This is a genomic window from Acinetobacter calcoaceticus DSM 30006 = CIP 81.8 (assembly GCF_000368965.1).
GTDB classification, from domain to species: Bacteria; Pseudomonadota; Gammaproteobacteria; order Pseudomonadales; family Moraxellaceae; genus Acinetobacter; species Acinetobacter calcoaceticus.
Window position 1 is genome coordinate 105,658 of the sequence record NZ_KB849779.1, and the last position, 18,804, is coordinate 124,461.

The 18,804-nt window shown below is 37.6% G+C and carries 15 protein-coding genes; 5 read left to right on the top strand and 10 right to left on the bottom strand.

The annotated features are described in order from the left end of the window. Nucleotides 1–62: 62 nt before the first annotated feature. From F936_RS02900 to F936_RS02920, 5 genes are all read right to left on the bottom strand, one after another. The gene (locus F936_RS02900) at nt 63–875 is read right to left on the bottom strand and encodes a TatD family hydrolase (protein WP_005044790.1); all 813 of its coding nucleotides are present in this window, start codon (nt 873–875) and stop codon (nt 63–65) included. Further along, nucleotides 875–1,816, bottom strand: a complete 942-nt coding sequence (locus F936_RS02905) for an RsiV family protein (RefSeq protein ID WP_017390093.1) — start codon at nt 1,814–1,816, stop codon at nt 875–877. Before F936_RS02905 ends, F936_RS02900 begins: the two co-directional genes overlap by 1 nt. 91 nt (nt 1,817–1,907) lie before the next feature. Then, nucleotides 1,908–2,750, bottom strand: coding sequence for a hypothetical protein (locus tag F936_RS02910; protein ID WP_005044794.1), 843 nt, complete (start codon nt 2,748–2,750; stop codon nt 1,908–1,910). A 69-nt stretch (nt 2,751–2,819) separates the two neighbouring features. Beyond that, a complete protein-coding gene (locus tag F936_RS02915) occupies nt 2,820–4,412 on the bottom strand; it encodes a peptide chain release factor 3 (RefSeq protein ID WP_005044796.1) in 1,593 nt (530 codons plus the stop codon). Nucleotides 4,413–4,644: 232 nt separating this feature from the next. After that, nucleotides 4,645–5,508, bottom strand: a complete 864-nt coding sequence (locus F936_RS02920; protein ID WP_004641184.1) for a heme oxygenase-like domain-containing protein — start codon at nt 5,506–5,508, stop codon at nt 4,645–4,647. A gap of 322 nt (nt 5,509–5,830) precedes the next feature. Between F936_RS02920 and F936_RS02925 the strand changes: the two genes are divergently transcribed. Then, on the top strand, nt 5,831–6,403 hold the full coding sequence (locus tag F936_RS02925) for a TetR/AcrR family transcriptional regulator (protein ID WP_003654962.1): 573 nt from the start codon (nt 5,831–5,833) through the stop codon (nt 6,401–6,403). Nucleotides 6,404–6,676: 273 nt separating this feature from the next. On the opposite strand, the gene F936_RS02930 is transcribed toward F936_RS02925, so the two are convergent. The 5 genes from F936_RS02930 to F936_RS02950 form a co-directional block, all read right to left on the bottom strand. Continuing rightward, nucleotides 6,677–7,237, bottom strand: a complete 561-nt coding sequence (locus F936_RS02930; protein ID WP_005044800.1) for a TetR/AcrR family transcriptional regulator — start codon at nt 7,235–7,237, stop codon at nt 6,677–6,679. Between the two features lie 664 nt (nt 7,238–7,901). Next, the gene (locus F936_RS02935; RefSeq protein WP_005044802.1) at nt 7,902–9,956 is read right to left on the bottom strand and encodes a bifunctional diguanylate cyclase/phosphodiesterase; all 2,055 of its coding nucleotides are present in this window, start codon (nt 9,954–9,956) and stop codon (nt 7,902–7,904) included. A gap of 325 nt (nt 9,957–10,281) precedes the next feature. Continuing rightward, entirely contained in the window at nt 10,282–11,298 is a 1,017-nt protein-coding gene (ilvC, locus tag F936_RS02940) for a ketol-acid reductoisomerase (RefSeq protein ID WP_004641176.1), read from the bottom strand. 31 nt (nt 11,299–11,329) lie between these two features. Then, nucleotides 11,330–11,821, bottom strand: a complete 492-nt coding sequence (gene ilvN / locus F936_RS02945; protein ID WP_001215920.1) for an acetolactate synthase small subunit — start codon at nt 11,819–11,821, stop codon at nt 11,330–11,332. Further along, nucleotides 11,821–13,545: an acetolactate synthase 3 large subunit gene (locus tag F936_RS02950; protein ID WP_005044804.1), complete on the bottom strand. Its 1,725-nt coding sequence runs from the start codon at nt 13,543–13,545 to the stop codon at nt 11,821–11,823. The genes ilvN and F936_RS02950 overlap by 1 nt, the downstream gene beginning before the upstream one ends. Nucleotides 13,546–14,049: 504 nt before the next feature. Between F936_RS02950 and F936_RS02955 the strand changes: the two genes are divergently transcribed. The 4 genes from F936_RS02955 (at nt 14,050) to holA (ending at nt 18,739) form a co-directional block, all read left to right on the top strand. Then, complete coding sequence (locus F936_RS02955; RefSeq protein WP_005044806.1) at nt 14,050–14,385, top strand: DUF4124 domain-containing protein; 336 nt, start codon at nt 14,050–14,052, stop codon at nt 14,383–14,385. Between the two features lie 184 nt (nt 14,386–14,569). Continuing rightward, the gene (gene leuS, locus F936_RS02960; protein ID WP_005044807.1) at nt 14,570–17,194 is read left to right on the top strand and encodes a leucine--tRNA ligase; all 2,625 of its coding nucleotides are present in this window, start codon (nt 14,570–14,572) and stop codon (nt 17,192–17,194) included. A gap of 27 nt (nt 17,195–17,221) precedes the next feature. Then, the gene (locus tag F936_RS02965) at nt 17,222–17,731 is read left to right on the top strand and encodes an LPS-assembly lipoprotein LptE (protein ID WP_003654946.1); all 510 of its coding nucleotides are present in this window, start codon (nt 17,222–17,224) and stop codon (nt 17,729–17,731) included. An 18-nt stretch (nt 17,732–17,749) separates the two neighbouring features. Beyond that, the gene (gene holA / locus F936_RS02970; protein ID WP_003654944.1) at nt 17,750–18,739 is read left to right on the top strand and encodes a DNA polymerase III subunit delta; all 990 of its coding nucleotides are present in this window, start codon (nt 17,750–17,752) and stop codon (nt 18,737–18,739) included. Nucleotides 18,740–18,804: the final 65 nt, after the last annotated feature.

Sequence of the window (18,804 nt, forward strand, 5' to 3'; positions counted from 1 at the left end):
TTAAGCTTCTTTTTTAATCGCTGTGTTTTGTTTTAGTTAATATTTCTAATCTTTGATTTTTATTACGATAATTTCAACGCCGAGAGCGAGTTTTCCCAAAGCTGTACGGCCAAATCTGACGCTGATATGTTTAAGTTTTCTGCCAAACTTTGCAAAACATAAAGCAAATTAACTGGGGTATTACGGGTACGCTCTTCAGTTGAGGTTTGGCAACAAAGTGGGGTCATATCGGGACAATCTGTTTCAATCACCAAGTGCTCTGCACCTATAGCCTGCACAACCGTATGAAGTTTTTTTGCATTCGGATTAGTAATTTGCCCTGTCACACCAATTTTAAACCCAAGTTTAATTAAGCCTTTCGCTTCTTCTATGCCACCACTAAAAGCATGGGCAATTCCACCCAGTTTGAATTTCTGAGCTTTTAACATTGCGAGTACATCACCATGTGCTTTTCTAATATGGAGAAGTACTGGTTTTTGATATTGGGTTGCCAGCTCTAACTGATCAGCAAAATATTGTTTTTGCTTCGCATAGATATCAGGGTGCTTATGCTCTTTTAAGAAAGTATCTAAACCAATTTCACCTACTGCCACACATTCTTCTTTCTGCAAAATTTGCTCAAGATGAGAAAGATGTTCTGGCTGATGTTGCTCAATATAAAATGGGTGTAAACCGGGTGCTAGATATGAAGTCGGTACATTTTCCCAGCTATTTAACTGATGATGGGTTTGTAGCAATTCATCAAAACGTGACTGCACAAAACCAATTAAAACCAGTGCATCAACCCCAGCTTTTTTGGCATTAAGCGCTAACTGTTGCCGATCTTCATCAAAATCGGCAACATCAAAATGCGTATGTGTATCAAACAGACGCATTAGCTTCCACTTTTTACAACAGGTGTTGAAGCTGGTTGCGCTTTAGGCTGCGGCAAATACTCTTTTTTCAAGACTTCCTGTAATTGATCATACGGAATGACTAATCGAGGTAATCCCACCACATATGGTCCAATTTCATATTCACCATATTGAAGAATTAAACCTTGTTCACCCAATAAGAAATTATCGGATAATTTAAATGGCCAAGCTTGTTCATAATCAGCGACATTATCAGCCAGTTTAGAGTCTGTAACCCAAGTCTTAAAGGCTTCATGCGCCAACTTCTCTAACGCTGCTTTTTGCTGTGGACGTAACAAGTCTTCAAGCTTGATCTGCTTTTGTTCTTTTAAATCAAAATTATAATAATGCTGTGCAGCAGAACCATGAGCACCACCTAAATAGCTACTGCTATTAAGTACAACAGTGACCACTTTACCTTGAGCCTGCAAGATCTTAGGTTTAACTAAAAGATTAATTTGATGACTACTACTTAAAGCTTTTAATTCATTGTCCAAACCAATAAATGAATTTGCATAACGTTGAACCTGGGCATCAAAGCTATTTTTTTGCTCTGCACCCGCAACCGCTGAAGCTTCTGTTTTTTGATCTGGTTGCTTCACTTTAGTATCAGGCTCAGCAATCTCTAAAATTTGATCTAGAGCCTTTAAGATTTGCTGATCTACAATTTTATCAATAAATGGAAAATTACTCTGTAAACGCTCAACTGTAAATTCGGGACAAGTTTTACCATCACAATCAGGTAAAGCAACCTTACTCGGAATTGTTTCACCCTTCAAAGTCAGTTCTACTGGCTTTTGTTCTTCGACTGCTGGTTTCTGCTGTTCTTGAGAATCCTTAGGATCGGCTTTAGGTTGGCATGCCACCAAAAATATAGCCGAAGCAAGCAAAGTTAATCGCAGTGAAACTTTAGAAGATAACATCATATTTTGCCTTTTATTCTAAGGAGATTACGCAGTGCCTTTTCTAAGAAATTAGCGCATATAAATAGAGGTTGCAAATTCTGCTACCATCTTAAAACATTTGTTCATAAACCTCGGGTTGTAATATTTTTTTTGTTTGTTCTGTAGATAAATAAATATCGAGCTGTGGTGCCTCTTTAGTAATTTGGTTTGCCTGATAATGCAGTCCAATGCCTTCACCATCAAAGAACCAATCCGCTTGCCCCCAATATAAAGTTTTTGGTGCTTCTTTTTTTATTTCAACAGTCTGCTTTTTTAACCAGTCTTGATAGGCTACCTGCACCATTTGATGCATAGCTGTTTGCTGATCTTTTTTTAAAACATCTAATAAACTTAAACTTTTATGCAATTTTCGGTCGGCCACGAAAAAGTAATAACGATCTTTAATCGTCAGCTCTTCTTGCTTGGTATCAAGCCCCAATTGCAATAAAACATATTGATTACGCTGCGAAGCAATACGTGTATGAAGATGCAATTCATAAGCCCGATTCTTTGAATATTTATCTTGCCACTCATCAGACTTTTTTACATAGGCATTAATCGCCTGCTGCAAGCTTAAGTCTTTTTTCAAATCAATTTGATCTTGAATCACTTTAGCCTGACTTTTGGCGATCCATTCATTTAACCATGCGTCTTGAGTCTTTATCGTTTGAATATCAACATCTATACAATTTTTCTTCTCACAAAATGGCAAAGCATAATCGGCTTTTACTTGTTGTAAGTTGAGAAATGGCAGTACTTCAGCTTTTTCAATATTTTGAGTTTGTGTACCGGCTAGTTTCGTTTGAGAAGAGGATGAAGACTGAGAGCTTTTCCAGACAAAAATAGAAATAGCAGAAATTAATGTTATGACTGCAACCACCAGCGCAATAATTGTCTTTTTACTCAAGTTCATTTCATCATCCTTTTTTATTTTTCAAAACAAAACAGCTTCTATTCGAAGCTGTTTGTCACATTAAAATGATCAGTGTTCACGTGTGTTACGGAACTGAATATCAGGCCAACGCTCTTGCATAATCTGCAAGTTCACTCGGCTTGGAGCAAGATACGTTAAGTGTCCGCCGCCATCGATAGAAAGTTGGTCATGTGCTTTCTTCTTAAATTCATTCAGAATTTTTTCGTCATCACAATGAATCCAGCGAACTGTATTAACGCTTACAGGCTCATAAACACAGTCAACCTTATATTCTTCTTTCAAACGATACGCAACCACGTCAAACTGGAGCACACCTACCGCCCCAACAATCAAGTCATTGCTGATTTGCGGCATAAATACCTGAGTCGCCCCTTCTTCAGACAACTCTTTCAAACCTTTTTGCAATTGTTTTGACTTCAATGGATCTCTTAAACGCACACGACGGAACATCTCTGGTGCAAAGTGAGGAATACCTGTGAAGTGCAGATTTTCACCACTTGTGAAAGTATCACCAATTTGAATCGTGCCATGGTTATGTAAACCAATAATATCGCCCGGCCATGCTTCTTCTAAATGTTCACGCTCACCAGCAAGGAATGTCAAAGCATCACTAATGCGGACATCTTTACCAAGACGCACGTGGTTCATCTTTAAACCTTTTTCATATTTACCAGAGCAAATACGCATGAAGGCAATACGGTCACGGTGTTTCGGGTCCATGTTGGCTTGAATTTTAAATACAAAACCAGAAAAACCTTCTTCTTTCGCGTCAACTACACGCTCTTGTGTAGGGTGCGCTTTAGGTTCAGGTGCCCAGCCCATGAAAGCATCTAGTACATGGTCAACACCAAAGTTGCCTAATGCCGTACCAAATAGAACCGGAGTTTGTTTACCTTGTAAAAATAATTCGCGGTCTAATGGCTCATTCGCCATTTGTACGAGCTCAAGCGACTCTTCAAAAGATGCCCAAGCCAAATCACCTACTTTTTCACGAATATCAGCATGATCATAGCCATCACGTACTTCAATATCTGTAATGGTTGAACCAAAACCTGCTTTATAGACATACAATTTATTTTCAATAATGTTGTATACACCAGCAAAATCACGGCCCATTCCTAATGGCCATGTAATAGGTACACAGCGAATATTGAGGACATTTTCAATTTCATCAAGTAACTCAAGTGGCTCACGAATCTCACGGTCCATCTTGTTTACGAATGAAATGATAGGCGTGTCACGCATACGACACACTTCCATCAATTTGATGGTACGTTCTTCGACACCTTTTGCACCATCAATCACCATTAACGCTGAGTCAACTGCGGTCAAGGTACGATACGTATCTTCCGAGAAATCTTCATGTCCCGGTGTATCGAGTAAGTTAATGGTATGACCTTTATATGGGAACTGCATAACAGACGTGGTAATAGAAATTCCACGCTCTTTTTCCATTTCCATCCAGTCAGATGTAGCTGCGCGGTCAGATTTACGGCTTTTTACCATCCCTGCAACCTGAATTGCTTTACCCCATAACAGTAATTTCTCTGTCATGGTGGTTTTACCGGCATCGGGGTGGGAAATGATGGCAAATGTGCGGCGTTGAGCAACCTGTGCCGCTAACTCATCTTTAAAACTCATGAAATACACCTACTGCGGAGATTGCAGTGCCAAAGATCTAAAGTCGATCAAAATAAAAATTGGCGTAATTGTAGCAGATTTATAGAACTGTTTAATGATTGTTGATATGCCATCAGTCACTCATAAGATTTTTGAACATTTTTTGAGAATACAACTTCGTTCATTAGAGATTTTACAATCAAAAAAGCCCATCCGATTGTGGATGGGCTTTTTTAGTACTTAGCGGAATATCTTATGCCAGTTTCTTTTCTTCAATAAATTGGACATCGGCAATTTGTACATCCCAGAACTCATTCCATAAAGCACAATAATCAATACATAGCTTGGTTAAGCCTTCATAATCATCTTTTGTAATCGCTTGCGCTAAGGTAAACCAGAGGTCATCCTGATGGTCATCATCAGCGGCCTCAGACGTTTCATCAGTAGATACACCATGCACATGGTAATATCCACCGCCTTCAACATCGATATTCACAAATTTAGTCGCTTCACGTAATGGAGGACTAAAAAGAATAACCTCTTCTTCGGCAACTGCTAACAATGCAACTACATTGATATAACTATCATAAGAAGATTCTAAGAATGAACGGACCTGATCTGCGGCTTTTGATGGTTTATAATTACGACGATCAGCCTCTGTCAAACCATAATCATTAAGTAAATCTTCATACAATGGATAATGAGCATATTCAGGATTCCCCAAATAATAATCATCTTTACCCAATCCCGGTCTAAAACCGAATTCATCAAGTACATTTAAACTTAATAATACCCGTGGAAACATTTTAGCTCCAGAATGGAGTTTTGGTTCCAGTTGTTTTGTTTGGAACTGCGCTTGTAATAAAGCATCAGTAAAAATCTGTACAATTGCATGACGATATTCTAAATGAATATGAGTTAAAGTATCCTTATCTAGATATCCATGATTTAACATTTCGATTGCAGGATGTTTACAAACTGGTAATTCTGCAATTTTATTTCTTAACTGTTTGAGAAAATTTAAATTTTCATCCCATTGTTTTGCAGGAATACTATTTCTCATCCCCTGCAATGCTTTTTGTCTTGGATTATTAAAATCTTCAAATTTTTTTGACATAATCATTCTCAATAAAAAGTTTTTTCTTATAGTTAAGCGGGGGATTCCCTTATTTCAATTTGCATTCAATTGCTAAAATAAAATCCATATACCCTTCCTTAACAACCTGATATTATGTCTATTAACTCAACAAATCAATGGATTAATTAATAATATTTAAAAAAGTAAATTATTGCCAACCAAATATATAAAATATTATTTTTTAAGATTAACCAAACTATTGAATAAATATAGTTTTTTAAATATTATAAAATAAGTTTTATTTAAGCTTTAACACTTACAATAGCAAAGTTAATCAAAAATATTCGCGACGGTGAACCCGATGACAAAAAGAGAAAATATTATAACAACAGCAACATCCCTTTTTAACCAGAAAAGCTATACATCTGTTGGTGTTGATAAGATTATTGCTGAGTCCAATGTGGCAAAAATGACTTTTTATAAGTACTTTTCTTCTAAAGAAAACTTAATTGAAGAGTGCCTTCATGAAAGAAATTTAGAAATCCAATCTTCAATATTAGGAAAAATTAATAATATTAACAATCCGTTAATTAGACTTAAAAGCATTTTCAACTGGTATATCGACTGGATTAATGCAGATGATTTCAATGGTTGTTTATTTAAAAAAGCCACCATTGAAGTTCTACAATTGTACCCATCTATTAAAGATCAGGTTAATAAATATAGAGAATGGATTTACAAATTGGTTTTCTCAACATGTGTAGAATTAGAAATCAAAGATGCCCATACACTTACCAGTCTTTTCCTTAATATTATTGATGGCATCATTATTGATGGCACAATAAATAAATCAAAAATTAATTCTGAACAAACATGGTCTTATATAACAAAGCTTATTAATTTTGAGGAAACTCAAGCGTGTTCCGCCGCTTAATATATCAATTTAATAGTTTTAGGTGTTTTGTAGAAGAATTAAAATATCATTAAAAAACGAGTAGAGCATGAATTACAGCTCTATTAATAAAATCTATCTAAATTATTGTTACACCCCTACAAAAGCAAAGCCCCTGCTGGTTTAACCACAGGAGCTGCTCTCATTTTATTTATTTTAATTTTATAATCTATATAAATTTAATGAGTTTTAATCAGCGGTTTATTAAGAATAACTACATTTTTACTGTGTATAACCCTGCACGTTAATATATTATTAATCCACCAAGATATTCTTTAAGAAATACTCCAATAATACATCTCTATCATCCACACTATTTTCACCTAAAAGCTGAACCATAGCCCCATCTACCACAAATAAAAACATATGTGCATCTTCTTTTGAGGCCTCTGAGCTCTTTGTTAAAAGCAGCCTATAAATCTCGCTAATGAGCCAGTTTCTGTACTCAACCACTACTTGATAGGCCTTTGGGTAAAGCTTTTCAATTTCAAAAATGGCTTTAAATAGCAGATGATAAAGGCCTTCTAAATCTGCATGTAAGAAGTAAATTTTGCGGAGTTTTTCAATTACGGTTAAGTCTTTCTGAACATAAATGATTGAAAGCACCTCTTCTTTTAAACCATCTTTTTGAAAGGCTAAGCTCATTTCAATGAGTCTTTCTTTTGAGTAAAAGTAATTATAAAAGGTAGCTTTGGGGAGTTTTGCTGCTTCAATAATTCGGTCTACCCCAACTTTGTGAAAACCATAATTATTAAAGAGATATCTTGCAGAATGAAGCACGCTTAAAGCACGAAATGGGAGATCTAAATGTTGCATAGTTTTACCGTTATAAAAATAAGTTCTTGTTGTGTCTCAATGAGATAAAACTGCCTAGGCTCTTGTTTTAAGCAAAAAAAGGCATGCAAAGGCCCTCGAAAGACTGCCTCAGCGCATCTCAAGTTTTATTGTTGATATGATTTTTTTGGTCGTGACGAGCTAATGCTTGAAAACCCAAAGGTCATCAAACCGCGCTAAAGACTAGTCTGGAGGTATAAAAATAGAATGCATAGCCAACTCCTTTATATTGGGAGTTCTGCCAAAGCATTAATTTAGAATTATGGTGGCAGAACGAGCAAGGGTTAGCAGACTGATAGTAAGAATCAGCACACCCGAAGGTGTCCCTCACTCGCCCTACCGCAACAAGCGAGGGACGATTGATAACATAAGACTACTCCTCAGAAGGAATAATCTGATGCTCTTACTATGCGGTCTGCTAAAACCGGCTGGCAATGTAGGCCAGCTTGCAAAGCTTAATCTGAGAGTTTAGAAGTGTCAATGTGGAATTTATAACAAGTTTTTAAATTTCTTATTGTTTTTCATTAGATTAAATAAATTATTATTTTAAATATTATATACAATCAAATAGTTTTAATTGAAAATTTATTAAGAAATCGGTCATCAGTCGTTTAAAAATTGGAGTAGCTTAATCTATCCATTAAGACTAAGCAAAATGAGCGCCTTGGGACTCAATGAGTTGATCAACTTGAACAGGCATTCCCAATAAATAACCTTGGAATTGCTGACAGCCTAAACGGGTTAAAATCTCAACCTGCTGCTGAGTTTCGACCCCTTCTGCCGTTACGGTTAAACCTAACTTTTTCGCTAAATGAATAATACTTTCTAGAATAACTTCTTCTTTTGAACCCGGTTTTAAATCAACAATAAAGCCACGGTCAATTTTCAGCTCATCTACGGGCAAATCTTTTAAATATAAGAAGCTCGAATGCCCTGTTCCAAAATCATCAATGGCAACACGAATTCCCATGTCACGTAATCGCTCACAAGCTCGGATACTCAAGTCTATATGCCGCATTGCAGTTGATTCAGTAATCTCAACAATTAAGTGATGAGGTTGAATTTGATATTTTTTTAATAATGCTTCGAGTGTACTAAATAACTTTTTATTTTCAAATTGTAGTGCCGATAAGTTCACAGCGACTGGATAAAATGGCGTGTTACTGCGCTCCCACTCCTGAATTTGCAGGCAAGCTTGCTCAAGCGCCCAATATCCCATTGGAATGATCAAACCCGTTTTTTCCGCACCTTCAATGAACATATGCGGAGTAAGTATTCCTAAAGCTGGGTGATTCCAACGGATTAATGCCTCAACTCCACAAACTTCAAGATTGGTATTAAATTTTGGTTGGTAATATAAGATGAACTGTTTTTCTTCTACGGCTTTATAAAGATCATTGATCAGTTTCGACTGACTTCTCGTTTCTTGTTGATGGGTTGAATAACTAAAGATGGTATACGTATTTCGGCCTTGCTCTTTAGACATGAGCATGGCGGCATCAGCGTTCATGAGTAAGTCCTGAACATTCTGTCCATGCTCAGGAAATAGCGCCACACCCAAACTTGCAGAAATATTAATTTCCTTGCCAGAAATTTGATAACTTTCCTGAATCAGTTGTAAAACTTTCTCGGATAAAACAACTGCTTCGTCTGCATTTGTATTTTCTGCAATAAGCAAAAACTCATCACCACCAATTCTAAGTAGCTTACATTTTTCATTGAGTTGCCAATGCAAACGGTTCGCCATTTGAATGAGTAATTGATCACCGACATGATGTCCAAAAGCATCGTTAACCGATTTAAACCGATCTAAATCAATATATAAAAAAGCAATTTTCTGGTCTTTATAGCGATGATCTGAAAGTAATACTTCTGCATAATCAACTAAGTAAAGACGGTTTGGTAGTTTAGTTAAATTATCTTGTATAGAAAGATTAGCTAATTCTTTATTTGCCTTACGCAACTCTAAATTTTGTTGAGTGAGGCGCTGTTCCAACATCGCGACAATAAAACTTGCGACCAGTACCAGACACGTGACCAAGATAATCGTAAATAATAATAGGTCATGTTCAGCCTGATATTGGCTAATAAATTTATCAGTAATATTCGTCGCAATGAGCGCTGTATAGTGCATTCCCATAATACTTAAGGTCATCATTACCGAAAATGCGATTTTCAAAGTTAGACGATGACGTTCGGTATCTTTTAATTTATAGGCTAATAAAAATGCCAGCCCTGAACCGCTCATCGCAATTAATACAGAAAATAATAGCAAGAAAGAGGTGTAATCTTTTTTGTAGATATTAATATTCCAGCCCAACATACTAATGTAATATGAAGCTGAAATTCCGATTCCCATAATAATAGAACTTAAAATGAGCCGGAATAAAGGTAGCGTAAAACGTGAAGTCAACCACATGGCGATGCACGATAGCAAAGCACTAATGGCAAATGAAACGGTAATTAAAGGAATATTTGAGTTGACTGTTTCAAACAGATGATAAGCTTGTATACCAATAATATGAACAATGCTAATTGCTGATGCCAGCAATAATCCATTGATAAATAAAATTAAAAACTCAAACTTTTTATAGATTTGCTTGAATATTAATTGTTCCATGGAAATTACAAGAAAGCAAATGATGCCAGCTGCAATAAAAGAGCCGACGATCAATGTGCTATCGTAATCAACATGACCCATATTGGACTTCCATGATTATTCAATACTTTTTTTTATTTTGTTCAACTCATTGCCCAAAATACAATTAAACATGTTAAAAAATTTAGTAAATTTGACTTATTCAGTCAGTTATAAACAATAACATTATCTATCTTTTGGTCAAGTATTTTTTACTTTATAAATCAATAGAGTAACCAAAAATTAAGCAGCCAATTATATGAAAAATATAGAATTTCTTTAATCCAATTGAGTTATTTCAATGACTCTTTTCATATTCAAACAAAAATAGTATAAAAAAAGAACCCTGCTTAGTGCAGGGTTCTTTTGAAGCTTTAGAAAAAGAAAATTAGTTCTTTTCTTTGTCTACGATTTTGTTTGCTTGAATCCATGGCATCATTGAACGTAACTTATTACCAGTTACTTCAATACCATGCGCAGCATTTTGACGACGACGAGCAGTCATAGATGGGTAGTTTAATGCACCCTCTTGAATGAACATCTTCGCGTATTCGCCAGATTGAATACGTTTCAATGCATTACGCATTGCTTCACGAGACTGTTCGTTAATTACTTCAGTACCAGTTACATATTCGCCATACTCAGCATTGTTAGATACTGAGTAGTTCATGTCAGCGATACCGCCTTCGAACATCAAGTCAACGATCAATTTAAGTTCGTGTAAACATTCGAAGTAAGCCATTTCTGGTGCATAACCAGCTTCAACTAAAGTTTCGAAGCCCATTTTCACGAGTTCAACCGCACCACCACAAAGAACTGCTTGCTCACCGAATAAGTCAGTTTCAGTTTCTTCACGGAATGAAGTTTCGATAATACCAGTACGGCCGCCACCTACACCTGAAGCATAAGAAAGAGCAACGTTACGTGCATTACCAGAAGCATCTTGGTGAATTGCAATTAGGTCAGGAACACCTGAACCACGTTGGTATTCTGAACGAACTGTGTGACCAGGTGCTTTCGGAGCAACCATGATTACATCTAAGTCTTTACGTGGAACAACTTGGTTATAAAGAATTGAGAAACCATGAGCAAATGCTAAAGTTGCGCCTTCTTTGATGTTTGGCTCAATCACGTCACGGTAAAGTTGTGATTGGAATTCATCTGGAGTCAAAATCATTACGAGGTCAGCTTGCTTAACAGCAGCAGGAACTTCTGCAACTTTAAGACCAGCATTTTCAGCTTTCTTCCAAGAAGCTGAATCTGCACGTAAACCTACAGTTACGTCTACGCCTGAGTCTTTAAGGTTAAGTGCATGAGCATGACCTTGAGAGCCGTAACCAACAATCGCTACTTTCTTGCCTTGGATGATTGATAAGTCACAGTCTTTATCGTAAAAAATTTGCATTTGTGTTCTCCGCTAAAATACTTTTAAAAAATTAAATGGCTAATACTTTTTCGCCACGGGCGATACCAGATACACCTGAACGAACGACTTCTAGAATAGTGTTTTCTGCAAGCGCATCGATAAAACCATCTAATTTTTCAGTTGTCCCTGCTATTTGAATGGTATAGGTAGTTGGTGTCACGTCTACAATTTGCGCACGGAAAATATCCGCTGTTCGCTTAATTTCAGCACGTGAAGCACCTAAAGCTTTTACTTTAATCAACATCAGTTCACGCTCAATATGTGAACCTTCTGATAAATCTACTACTTTTACAACTTCAACAAGTTTGTTGAGCTGCTTTGTAATCTGTTCAATCTTATGGTCATCGCCATAAGTAGTTAACGTCAGACGTGATAAAGTTGGGTCTTCGGTTGGAGCTACATTCAACGTTTCAATGTTGTAGTTACGTTGACTGAACAAACCCACCAAACGAGAAAGCGCACCAGCTTCGTTTTCAACGAGTACAGAAATAATATGTCTCATTATGTACGCTCCCCTTTACCTAACCACATATCCTTCATTGACTGACCTGCGATCAGCATTGGATAAACATGTTCTGTACGATCAACCATGACATTAATGAATACACATTTATCATTAATTGCCATTGCTTCAGCAAGCTTCGACTCTAGTTCATCAGCATGATCAATTTGGATACCAACATGACCATATGCTTCCATTAACTTGCCAAAATCAGGTAATGATTCAACATATGAGCTTGAGTGACGGCCTTCATAGTTCATATCTTGCCATTGTTTAACCATACCTAAAGCACGGTTATTCAAACACAAGATCTTCACATTCATACCGTATTGCTTACAAGTTGAAAGCTCCTGAATACACATCTGAATTGAAGCTTCACCGGTAATACAAACTACCTGTTGATCAGGGAAAGCTAACTTAGCCGCCATTGCATAAGGTAAACCTACGCCCATGGTGCCTAATCCGCCTGAGTTAATCCATTGACGTGGACGTTTGTACTTGTAGTACAACGCACCAAACATTTGGTGTTGGCCCACATCCGAAGTAATGATGGCATCACCATTGGTCGCTTTATATAAAGCTTCAACAACTTGCTGTGGCTTCATTGTGCCATCAGCCAGTGTTTCATACTTCAAACCATGAACTTTACGCCATTCATTAATTTGATCCCACCATGCAGCAATTGCTTCAGGGTTAGGCTTACAAACATTCAACTGTTTCAATTGCGTCAACATTTCCTGAAGTACAGGCTCAACCGCCCCTACAATCGGAATGTGCGCCATGATCGTTTTTGAAATGCTCGCCGGATCAATATCAATATGAATAACTTTGGCATTCACACAGAATTTTGCAGGATTATTGGTTACTCGGTCATCAAAACGTGCACCAATTGCAAGAATGACGTCAGCATTATGCATCGCCATGTTTGCTTCATAAGTACCGTGCATACCCAACATGCCCACAAACTGTGGATCATCGCCAGGGAAGCCACCAAGACCCATAAGTGTATTTGTCACTGGGTAGCCCAACAAATGAGCCAACTCAGTCAATAATGCAGATGCATTACCTTGAACAACACCGCCACCAGTATAAATTACAGGGCGTTTTGCACTTAAAAGTTCATCAATCGCTTTGCGAATTTGACCAGAATGACCACGTGAAGGTGGCTGATAAGAACGCATCTTCACTTTTTCAGGATATTCGTACGCAAATTTTTCCGCAGGATTTGTCGCATCTTTTGGAATATCGACTACAACTGGGCCAGGACGGCCACTTGAGGCAATATAAAATGCTTTTTTGATAATTGCAGGAATTTCACTTGCGTGACGAACTTGGAAGCTGTGTTTCACGATAGGACGTGAAATACCCACCATATCAGTTTCCTGGAAAGCGTCTTCACCAATAAGATGTGATGCAACCTGGCCAGACAAAATCACCATTGGGATTGAGTCCATATAAGCTGTTGCAATTGGGGTCACAGTATTAGTTGCGCCAGGTCCAGAAGTGACCAGTACTACGCCAGTCTTACCTGTAGCACGTGAGTAAGCATCTGCCATATGACCAGCAGCTTGTTCATGACGTACGAGGTAATGATTAATTTTGTCTTGTTGAAATAGCGCATCATAAATATGTAATACAGCGCCGCCTGGATAACCAAAAACATGTTCAACGCCTTCGTCCGCAAGAGCACGAACGAGCATTTCACCACCAGATAAAAGTTCCAACGTGATTCACCCTAAAATCTTTATCACTATTTATGGAAGGCACAAATAGTGTTTCATTCATTGAATTGTCTGCACTGTTATAGCACACATATTGTCTAGTTTTCGTTGCAATAGAAAAATTTCTGTTTTTCAGCCGTATAAGCTTTTTTAACATTAATAAAGCATGTCTGGATATACATACTTTAAGTAAAATCAATCTCTCGGCTAGAGAGAATGTCTATTACAAAACATGACGGTTATTCGAAGGGTGATCAAATAATCGCATATAAAACTAAAGGAAGCATTTTTGTTGTTTAATTCACTAAAGTCAAGATTAAAGAAAAAGTTTTTCCATAAAATTTTTTAGCTGCTTCTTTTTTAATCTAAAATTAAATCGTAAATTTGGTAGTTTCAATCCCTATTTATTAAATAATGATTATTCTTTTTTATATAAAACCATACATTGTAAATTGCTTATTTATAAACTTTATTTAAATATAGTCAGCTTTTTGGGGAAGATCCAATATGAATTTATCTTATTTAAAAACAAGCTTATATACAGCAGTAACAACAGTAATTTTAATTTGCCCAAGTCAAAGTCAGGCACAGCAATATTATAAATGGATGGATAAAAGTGGCTCTACACATTACACCACGACTTCGCCACCTAAGAGTGCAAAACATTTGAACAAAGTTTCAACTTACGGCAGCCAACCATCCGTAAAAAATTCGACACCCACCTCAGAACAACAACCTCCGGATAAAACAGATAAAGTAGTGCAAGAAACAGCTAACGTAGAACAGGAAAAAGGTGTACCCGCTGTACCAGTTCCACTCGCCCCATCCGCAGCAGCACGATAACCAAAATGAGAGTGGTGAATATTTTCACTACTCTTCTATTATTTAAAATGAAGAATAGATTGAGAAATGTTTATTGCTCATATTAAAAGATAAAATCCTGATCTAAAAACTGACATTTCCTGTTATTTTGCGCTATGCTGTGCAGCAATCTTTCATTTCAATTTTCGTTGTATAGCTTACGTCTATGACTATTTCTCACATTGACCCCGAATATCAAGCAAACACGATTGAACCATCAGTTCAACAAGATTGGGAAAATCGTAAAGTCTTTAAAGTTGCCGACACTGTCGAAGGTAAACATCGCTACATCCTGTCAATGTTTCCTTACCCAAGCGGCAAGCTGCATATGGGGCATGTGCGTAACTATACAATTGGCGATGTTATTAGCCGTTTTTACCGTTTAAAAGGTGAAACTGTGCTACAACCTATGGGTTGGGATGCATTCGGTTTACCTGCTGAAAATGCAGCAATTGCCCATAAAGTTGCTCCGGCAAAATGGACATTTGAAAACATTGCCTACATGCGTGACCAATTAAAAAAATTGGGTCTATCTGTAGACTGGGATCGCGAGTTCGCGACTTGTACACCAGAGTATTATCACTGGGAACAATGGTTATTTGTTCAGCTTTATAAAAAAGGCCTGATCTATCGTAAACTTTCAACAGTAAACTGGGATCCGGTTGACCAAACAGTTTTGGCAAACGAACAAGTTGAAAATGGTCGTGGCTGGCGCTCAGGTGCATTGGTTGAAAAACGCGACATTCCAATGTACTACTTCCGTATTACGGACTATGCACAAGAATTATTAGACGATCTTGACACCCTACAAGATGGCTGGCCTCAACAAGTGTTGACCATGCAACGTAACTGGATTGGTCGCTCTACTGGCATGGAAATTACGTTCCCATCTGCCAATACTGAAATTTATGCTGACGGTTTAACTGTTTATACAACTCGTGCTGACACTTTAATGGGTGTGACTTATGTTGCAGTTGCAGCAGAACACCCCCTTGCGCTTAAAGCTGCTGAAACTAACCCTGAATTGGCTGCATTCATTGAAGAATGCCGCATGGGCTCAGTTGCAGAAGCGGACTTGGCAACAGCCGAGAAAAAAGGCATGGCAACAGGCTTGTTTGTAAAACATCCTGTAACTGGTGAAGAGCTTCCTGTTTGGATTGCAAACTACGTATTAATGTCTTATGGCTCTGGCGCTGTTATGGCTGTGCCTGCACATGACGAACGTGATTTTGAATTTGCTAACAAGTTTAATTTATCAATCAAGCAAGTCATTGATGCTAAAGGCGCTGACGATGCAGACTACTCTGCAACCCAGTGGCAAGAATGGTACGGTTCTAAAGAAGGTAAACTTGTTAACTCTGGCGAGTTTGACGGTTTAGAATTCCAAGCTGCTTTTGATGCATTCCTTGCAAAATTAGAACCACAAAATTTAGCAAATTCTAAAGTTCAATTCCGTTTACGTGACTGGGGTGTATCTCGTCAACGTTACTGGGGTTGTCCAATTCCAATGATTAACTGTGATACTTGTGGTCAAGTCACAGTACCTGAAGATCAGCTGCCTGTTGTATTACCAACAGACGTTGTACCAGATGGTTCAGGCAACCTGCTTAATAAAATGCCTGAATTCTATGAAACTAAATGTCCTTGTTGTGGCGGCGATGCACGTCGTGAAACAGATACTTTAGATACGTTCGTAGAGTCATCTTGGTACTACGCACGTTATGCTTCTCCAGACTTTACTGGTGGTATGGTTAAACCTGAAGCTGCTCAAAACTGGCTTCCTGTGAACCAATACATTGGTGGTGTTGAGCACGCTATTCTTCACTTACTTTATGCACGCTTCTTCCACAAATTAATGCGTGACGAAGGCGTTGTACAAGGTAATGAACCATTTACCAACTTGTTAACTCAAGGCATGGTGCTTGCAGATACCTTCTACCGTGAAGCAGAAAATGGTAAGAAAACTTGGTTTAACCCTGCTGATATTGAGCTAGAACGCGATGAAAAAGGTCGTATTCTTTCTGCAAAATACTCAGGTGATGGCCAAGAAGTTGTGATCGGCGGACAAGAAAAAATGTCTAAGTCGAAAAACAACGGTATCGACCCGCAAGCGATTATTGATCAATACGGTGCAGATACTGCTCGTGTATTCATGATGTTTGCTGCTCCACCAGATCAATCTTTAGAATGGTCTGATGCAGGTGTTGAAGGTGCAAACCGTTTCTTGAAACGTGTATGGCGTCTTGTAGCAGGCTTCCTTGAAAAAGGAAACTCAACTTCTACAATCGATACTGCAAACTTGTCTAAAGATGCTCAAGATTTACGTCGTAAAACACATGAAACCATTCAAAAGGTAAGTGATGATATTGAACGTCGTCATGCATTCAATACTGCTATTGCTGCTTTAATGGAGTTATTAAATGCGAGCAACAAGTTTGAAGCAAAAGATGACAACGACATTGCTGTAGAACGTGAAGCGATCACAACACTATTAACTTTGCTCGAACCGTTTGCACCACATTTAAGCCAAACTTTATTGGCTCAATTTGGTACAGATGTTACAGCAGCAACGTTCCCTGAAGTCGATACTTCTGCGTTAACACGTAATACGCAAACGATTGTTGTACAGGTTAACGGTAAACTTCGCGGTAAACTTGAAGTTTCTGTTGATATTTCTAAGGAAGATCTATTAGCTCAAGCTAAAGCTCTACCAGAAGTTCAACAATTCTTAACCGGACCAACAAAAAAAGAAATTGTGGTTCCAAATAAACTAGTTAACCTCGTGGTTTAATTAAAGTTATTAATGAGAGGATCAAGCATGCACTTAGCCAAACGTTTAGCCGCTGTTGTTTTAACCTTAGGCCTTAGTGCAGGCTTAGTCGGGTGTGGATTTCATTTAAAAGGAACCAACCCGACTGCGACTCCGCTTGTTTATAAAAAGTTAAGCCTTGAGTTACCAGCTAAAACTGATGATTTGGAAACGCAGTTAAAAGTGTATTTGGCTGCCAATGGTGTTCAATTCAGCAATGATAATGATGCGTATGTACTTCGTGTTTTAGAGTACACGCCACGTCGTCAGCTTTTAAATGGGAAACTGACAGAAGTGTTATTACGCTTAACGGTAACCTTCCAGATTGAAGATCGTCAGGGTAATAAAATTACTGAACCACGCTCATTAACTGCATCTCGTAGTTACCAATATGATTTGGCAACAGTCAACACTGAAAATCAGCAAGAAAGTTACTTACAACGTATTGTGATTGATGATATTGCACAACAGATTACTCGTCAGATTTCAGCAAATCGTTTACCAAAAGCTCAGCCTTAATCTGTATTTCTACTATTAATGAAAATTGACTATTTACAAGCTTTAAAACGCACTTCGGAAGCTCGGGGTGCGTGGATTTTGCATGGGCAAGAGCCCTTATTAGAACAAAATTTACTAGATGCTTTTCGAAAAAGCTGGCAGCAACAAGAGGTTGAAAGACAGCGCTATGATATTAGTAGCGTGAGTGACTGGAAAAATGTCTTTAATGCACTTAATAGTTTATCTTTATTTTCTCAACAGCTTGCTATTGAAGTACATGGCAACATCAAACCTGATGCAAATGGTTTAAAACAACTCAAAAGTTATATCCAAAATAACGAACATAACCTGCTGTTAATTGTATTACCCAAACAAGATAGTAGCAGCTTAAAATCTGCTTTTTTTCAAGTTGTGGAAGCAAACGGCGTTGTTGTTGCCCTAACAGCAAATTATCCGCAAGACCGTCAACGTATTTTAAACGTAGAAGCCGAAAAGCTTGAGATCCAGCTCGACAACGATGCTTGGCAATGGTTAATGCAACATCATGAGCACAACTTATTAGCTGCTAAAAATAGCTTGATGCGTGTAAGAGATACTTTCCCAGATCAGAAGCTTATTCAGATTGAGCAATTGTATGCTTGTTTACAAGATCAATCTCGTTATACCACTTATGATTTAAGTGATGCGTTATTAGAAGGCAACCTCGGCCAATCTATTAAGATTTTTCAATATTTAATTGCAGCAGGCGAACCAGATAGTCTGATTTTATGGACTTTAAGTAAAGAAATGCGCTTGTTGATGCAATTGTTTGAACAACCTCATAATGCCCTACAGCTTGGTATATGGAAAACAAAGGTTGGTCTATATCAACAAGCCTTAAGAAGGCTAAATCCACAACAGTTTTTAGGCTGGTCTACCCTTCTATTGCAAATTGATGCAGCAATTAAAGGAATGTCGAATGAAAATGCAGAACATTTAATGCAGCAAGCGATTGCTGAATTATGTGGAAAAACACTATTTATACAATAATTCGGCTGAATCATTTTTCATCATTCCGGAAATATCATAAAAATTCACGTTTTATCCTCATTTCG

Excerpts from the sequence above, each read along its gene's own strand:
- F936_RS02900 (WP_005044790.1), bottom strand. The coding sequence starts at position 875 with ATGCGTCTGTTTGATACACATACGCATTTTGATGTTGCCGATTTTGAT.
- F936_RS02905 (WP_017390093.1), bottom strand. The coding sequence starts at position 1,816 with ATGTTATCTTCTAAAGTTTCACTGCGATTAACTTTGCTTGCTTCGGCT.
- F936_RS02910 (WP_005044794.1), bottom strand. The coding sequence starts at position 2,750 with ATGAACTTGAGTAAAAAGACAATTATTGCGCTGGTGGTTGCAGTCATA.
- F936_RS02915 (WP_005044796.1), bottom strand. The coding sequence starts at position 4,412 with ATGAGTTTTAAAGATGAGTTAGCGGCACAGGTTGCTCAACGCCGCACA.
- F936_RS02920 (WP_004641184.1), bottom strand. The coding sequence starts at position 5,508 with ATGTCAAAAAAATTTGAAGATTTTAATAATCCAAGACAAAAAGCATTG.
- F936_RS02925 (WP_003654962.1), top strand. The coding sequence starts at position 5,831 with ATGACAAAAAGAGAAAATATTATAACAACAGCAACATCCCTTTTTAAC.
- F936_RS02930 (WP_005044800.1), bottom strand. The coding sequence starts at position 7,237 with ATGCAACATTTAGATCTCCCATTTCGTGCTTTAAGCGTGCTTCATTCT.
- F936_RS02935 (WP_005044802.1), bottom strand. The coding sequence starts at position 9,956 with ATGGGTCATGTTGATTACGATAGCACATTGATCGTCGGCTCTTTTATT.
- ilvC (WP_004641176.1), bottom strand. The coding sequence starts at position 11,298 with ATGCAAATTTTTTACGATAAAGACTGTGACTTATCAATCATCCAAGGC.
- ilvN (WP_001215920.1), bottom strand. The coding sequence starts at position 11,821 with ATGAGACATATTATTTCTGTACTCGTTGAAAACGAAGCTGGTGCGCTT.
- F936_RS02955 (WP_005044806.1), top strand. The coding sequence starts at position 14,050 with ATGAATTTATCTTATTTAAAAACAAGCTTATATACAGCAGTAACAACA.
- leuS (WP_005044807.1), top strand. The coding sequence starts at position 14,570 with ATGACTATTTCTCACATTGACCCCGAATATCAAGCAAACACGATTGAA.
- F936_RS02965 (WP_003654946.1), top strand. The coding sequence starts at position 17,222 with ATGCACTTAGCCAAACGTTTAGCCGCTGTTGTTTTAACCTTAGGCCTT.
- holA (WP_003654944.1), top strand. The coding sequence starts at position 17,750 with ATGAAAATTGACTATTTACAAGCTTTAAAACGCACTTCGGAAGCTCGG.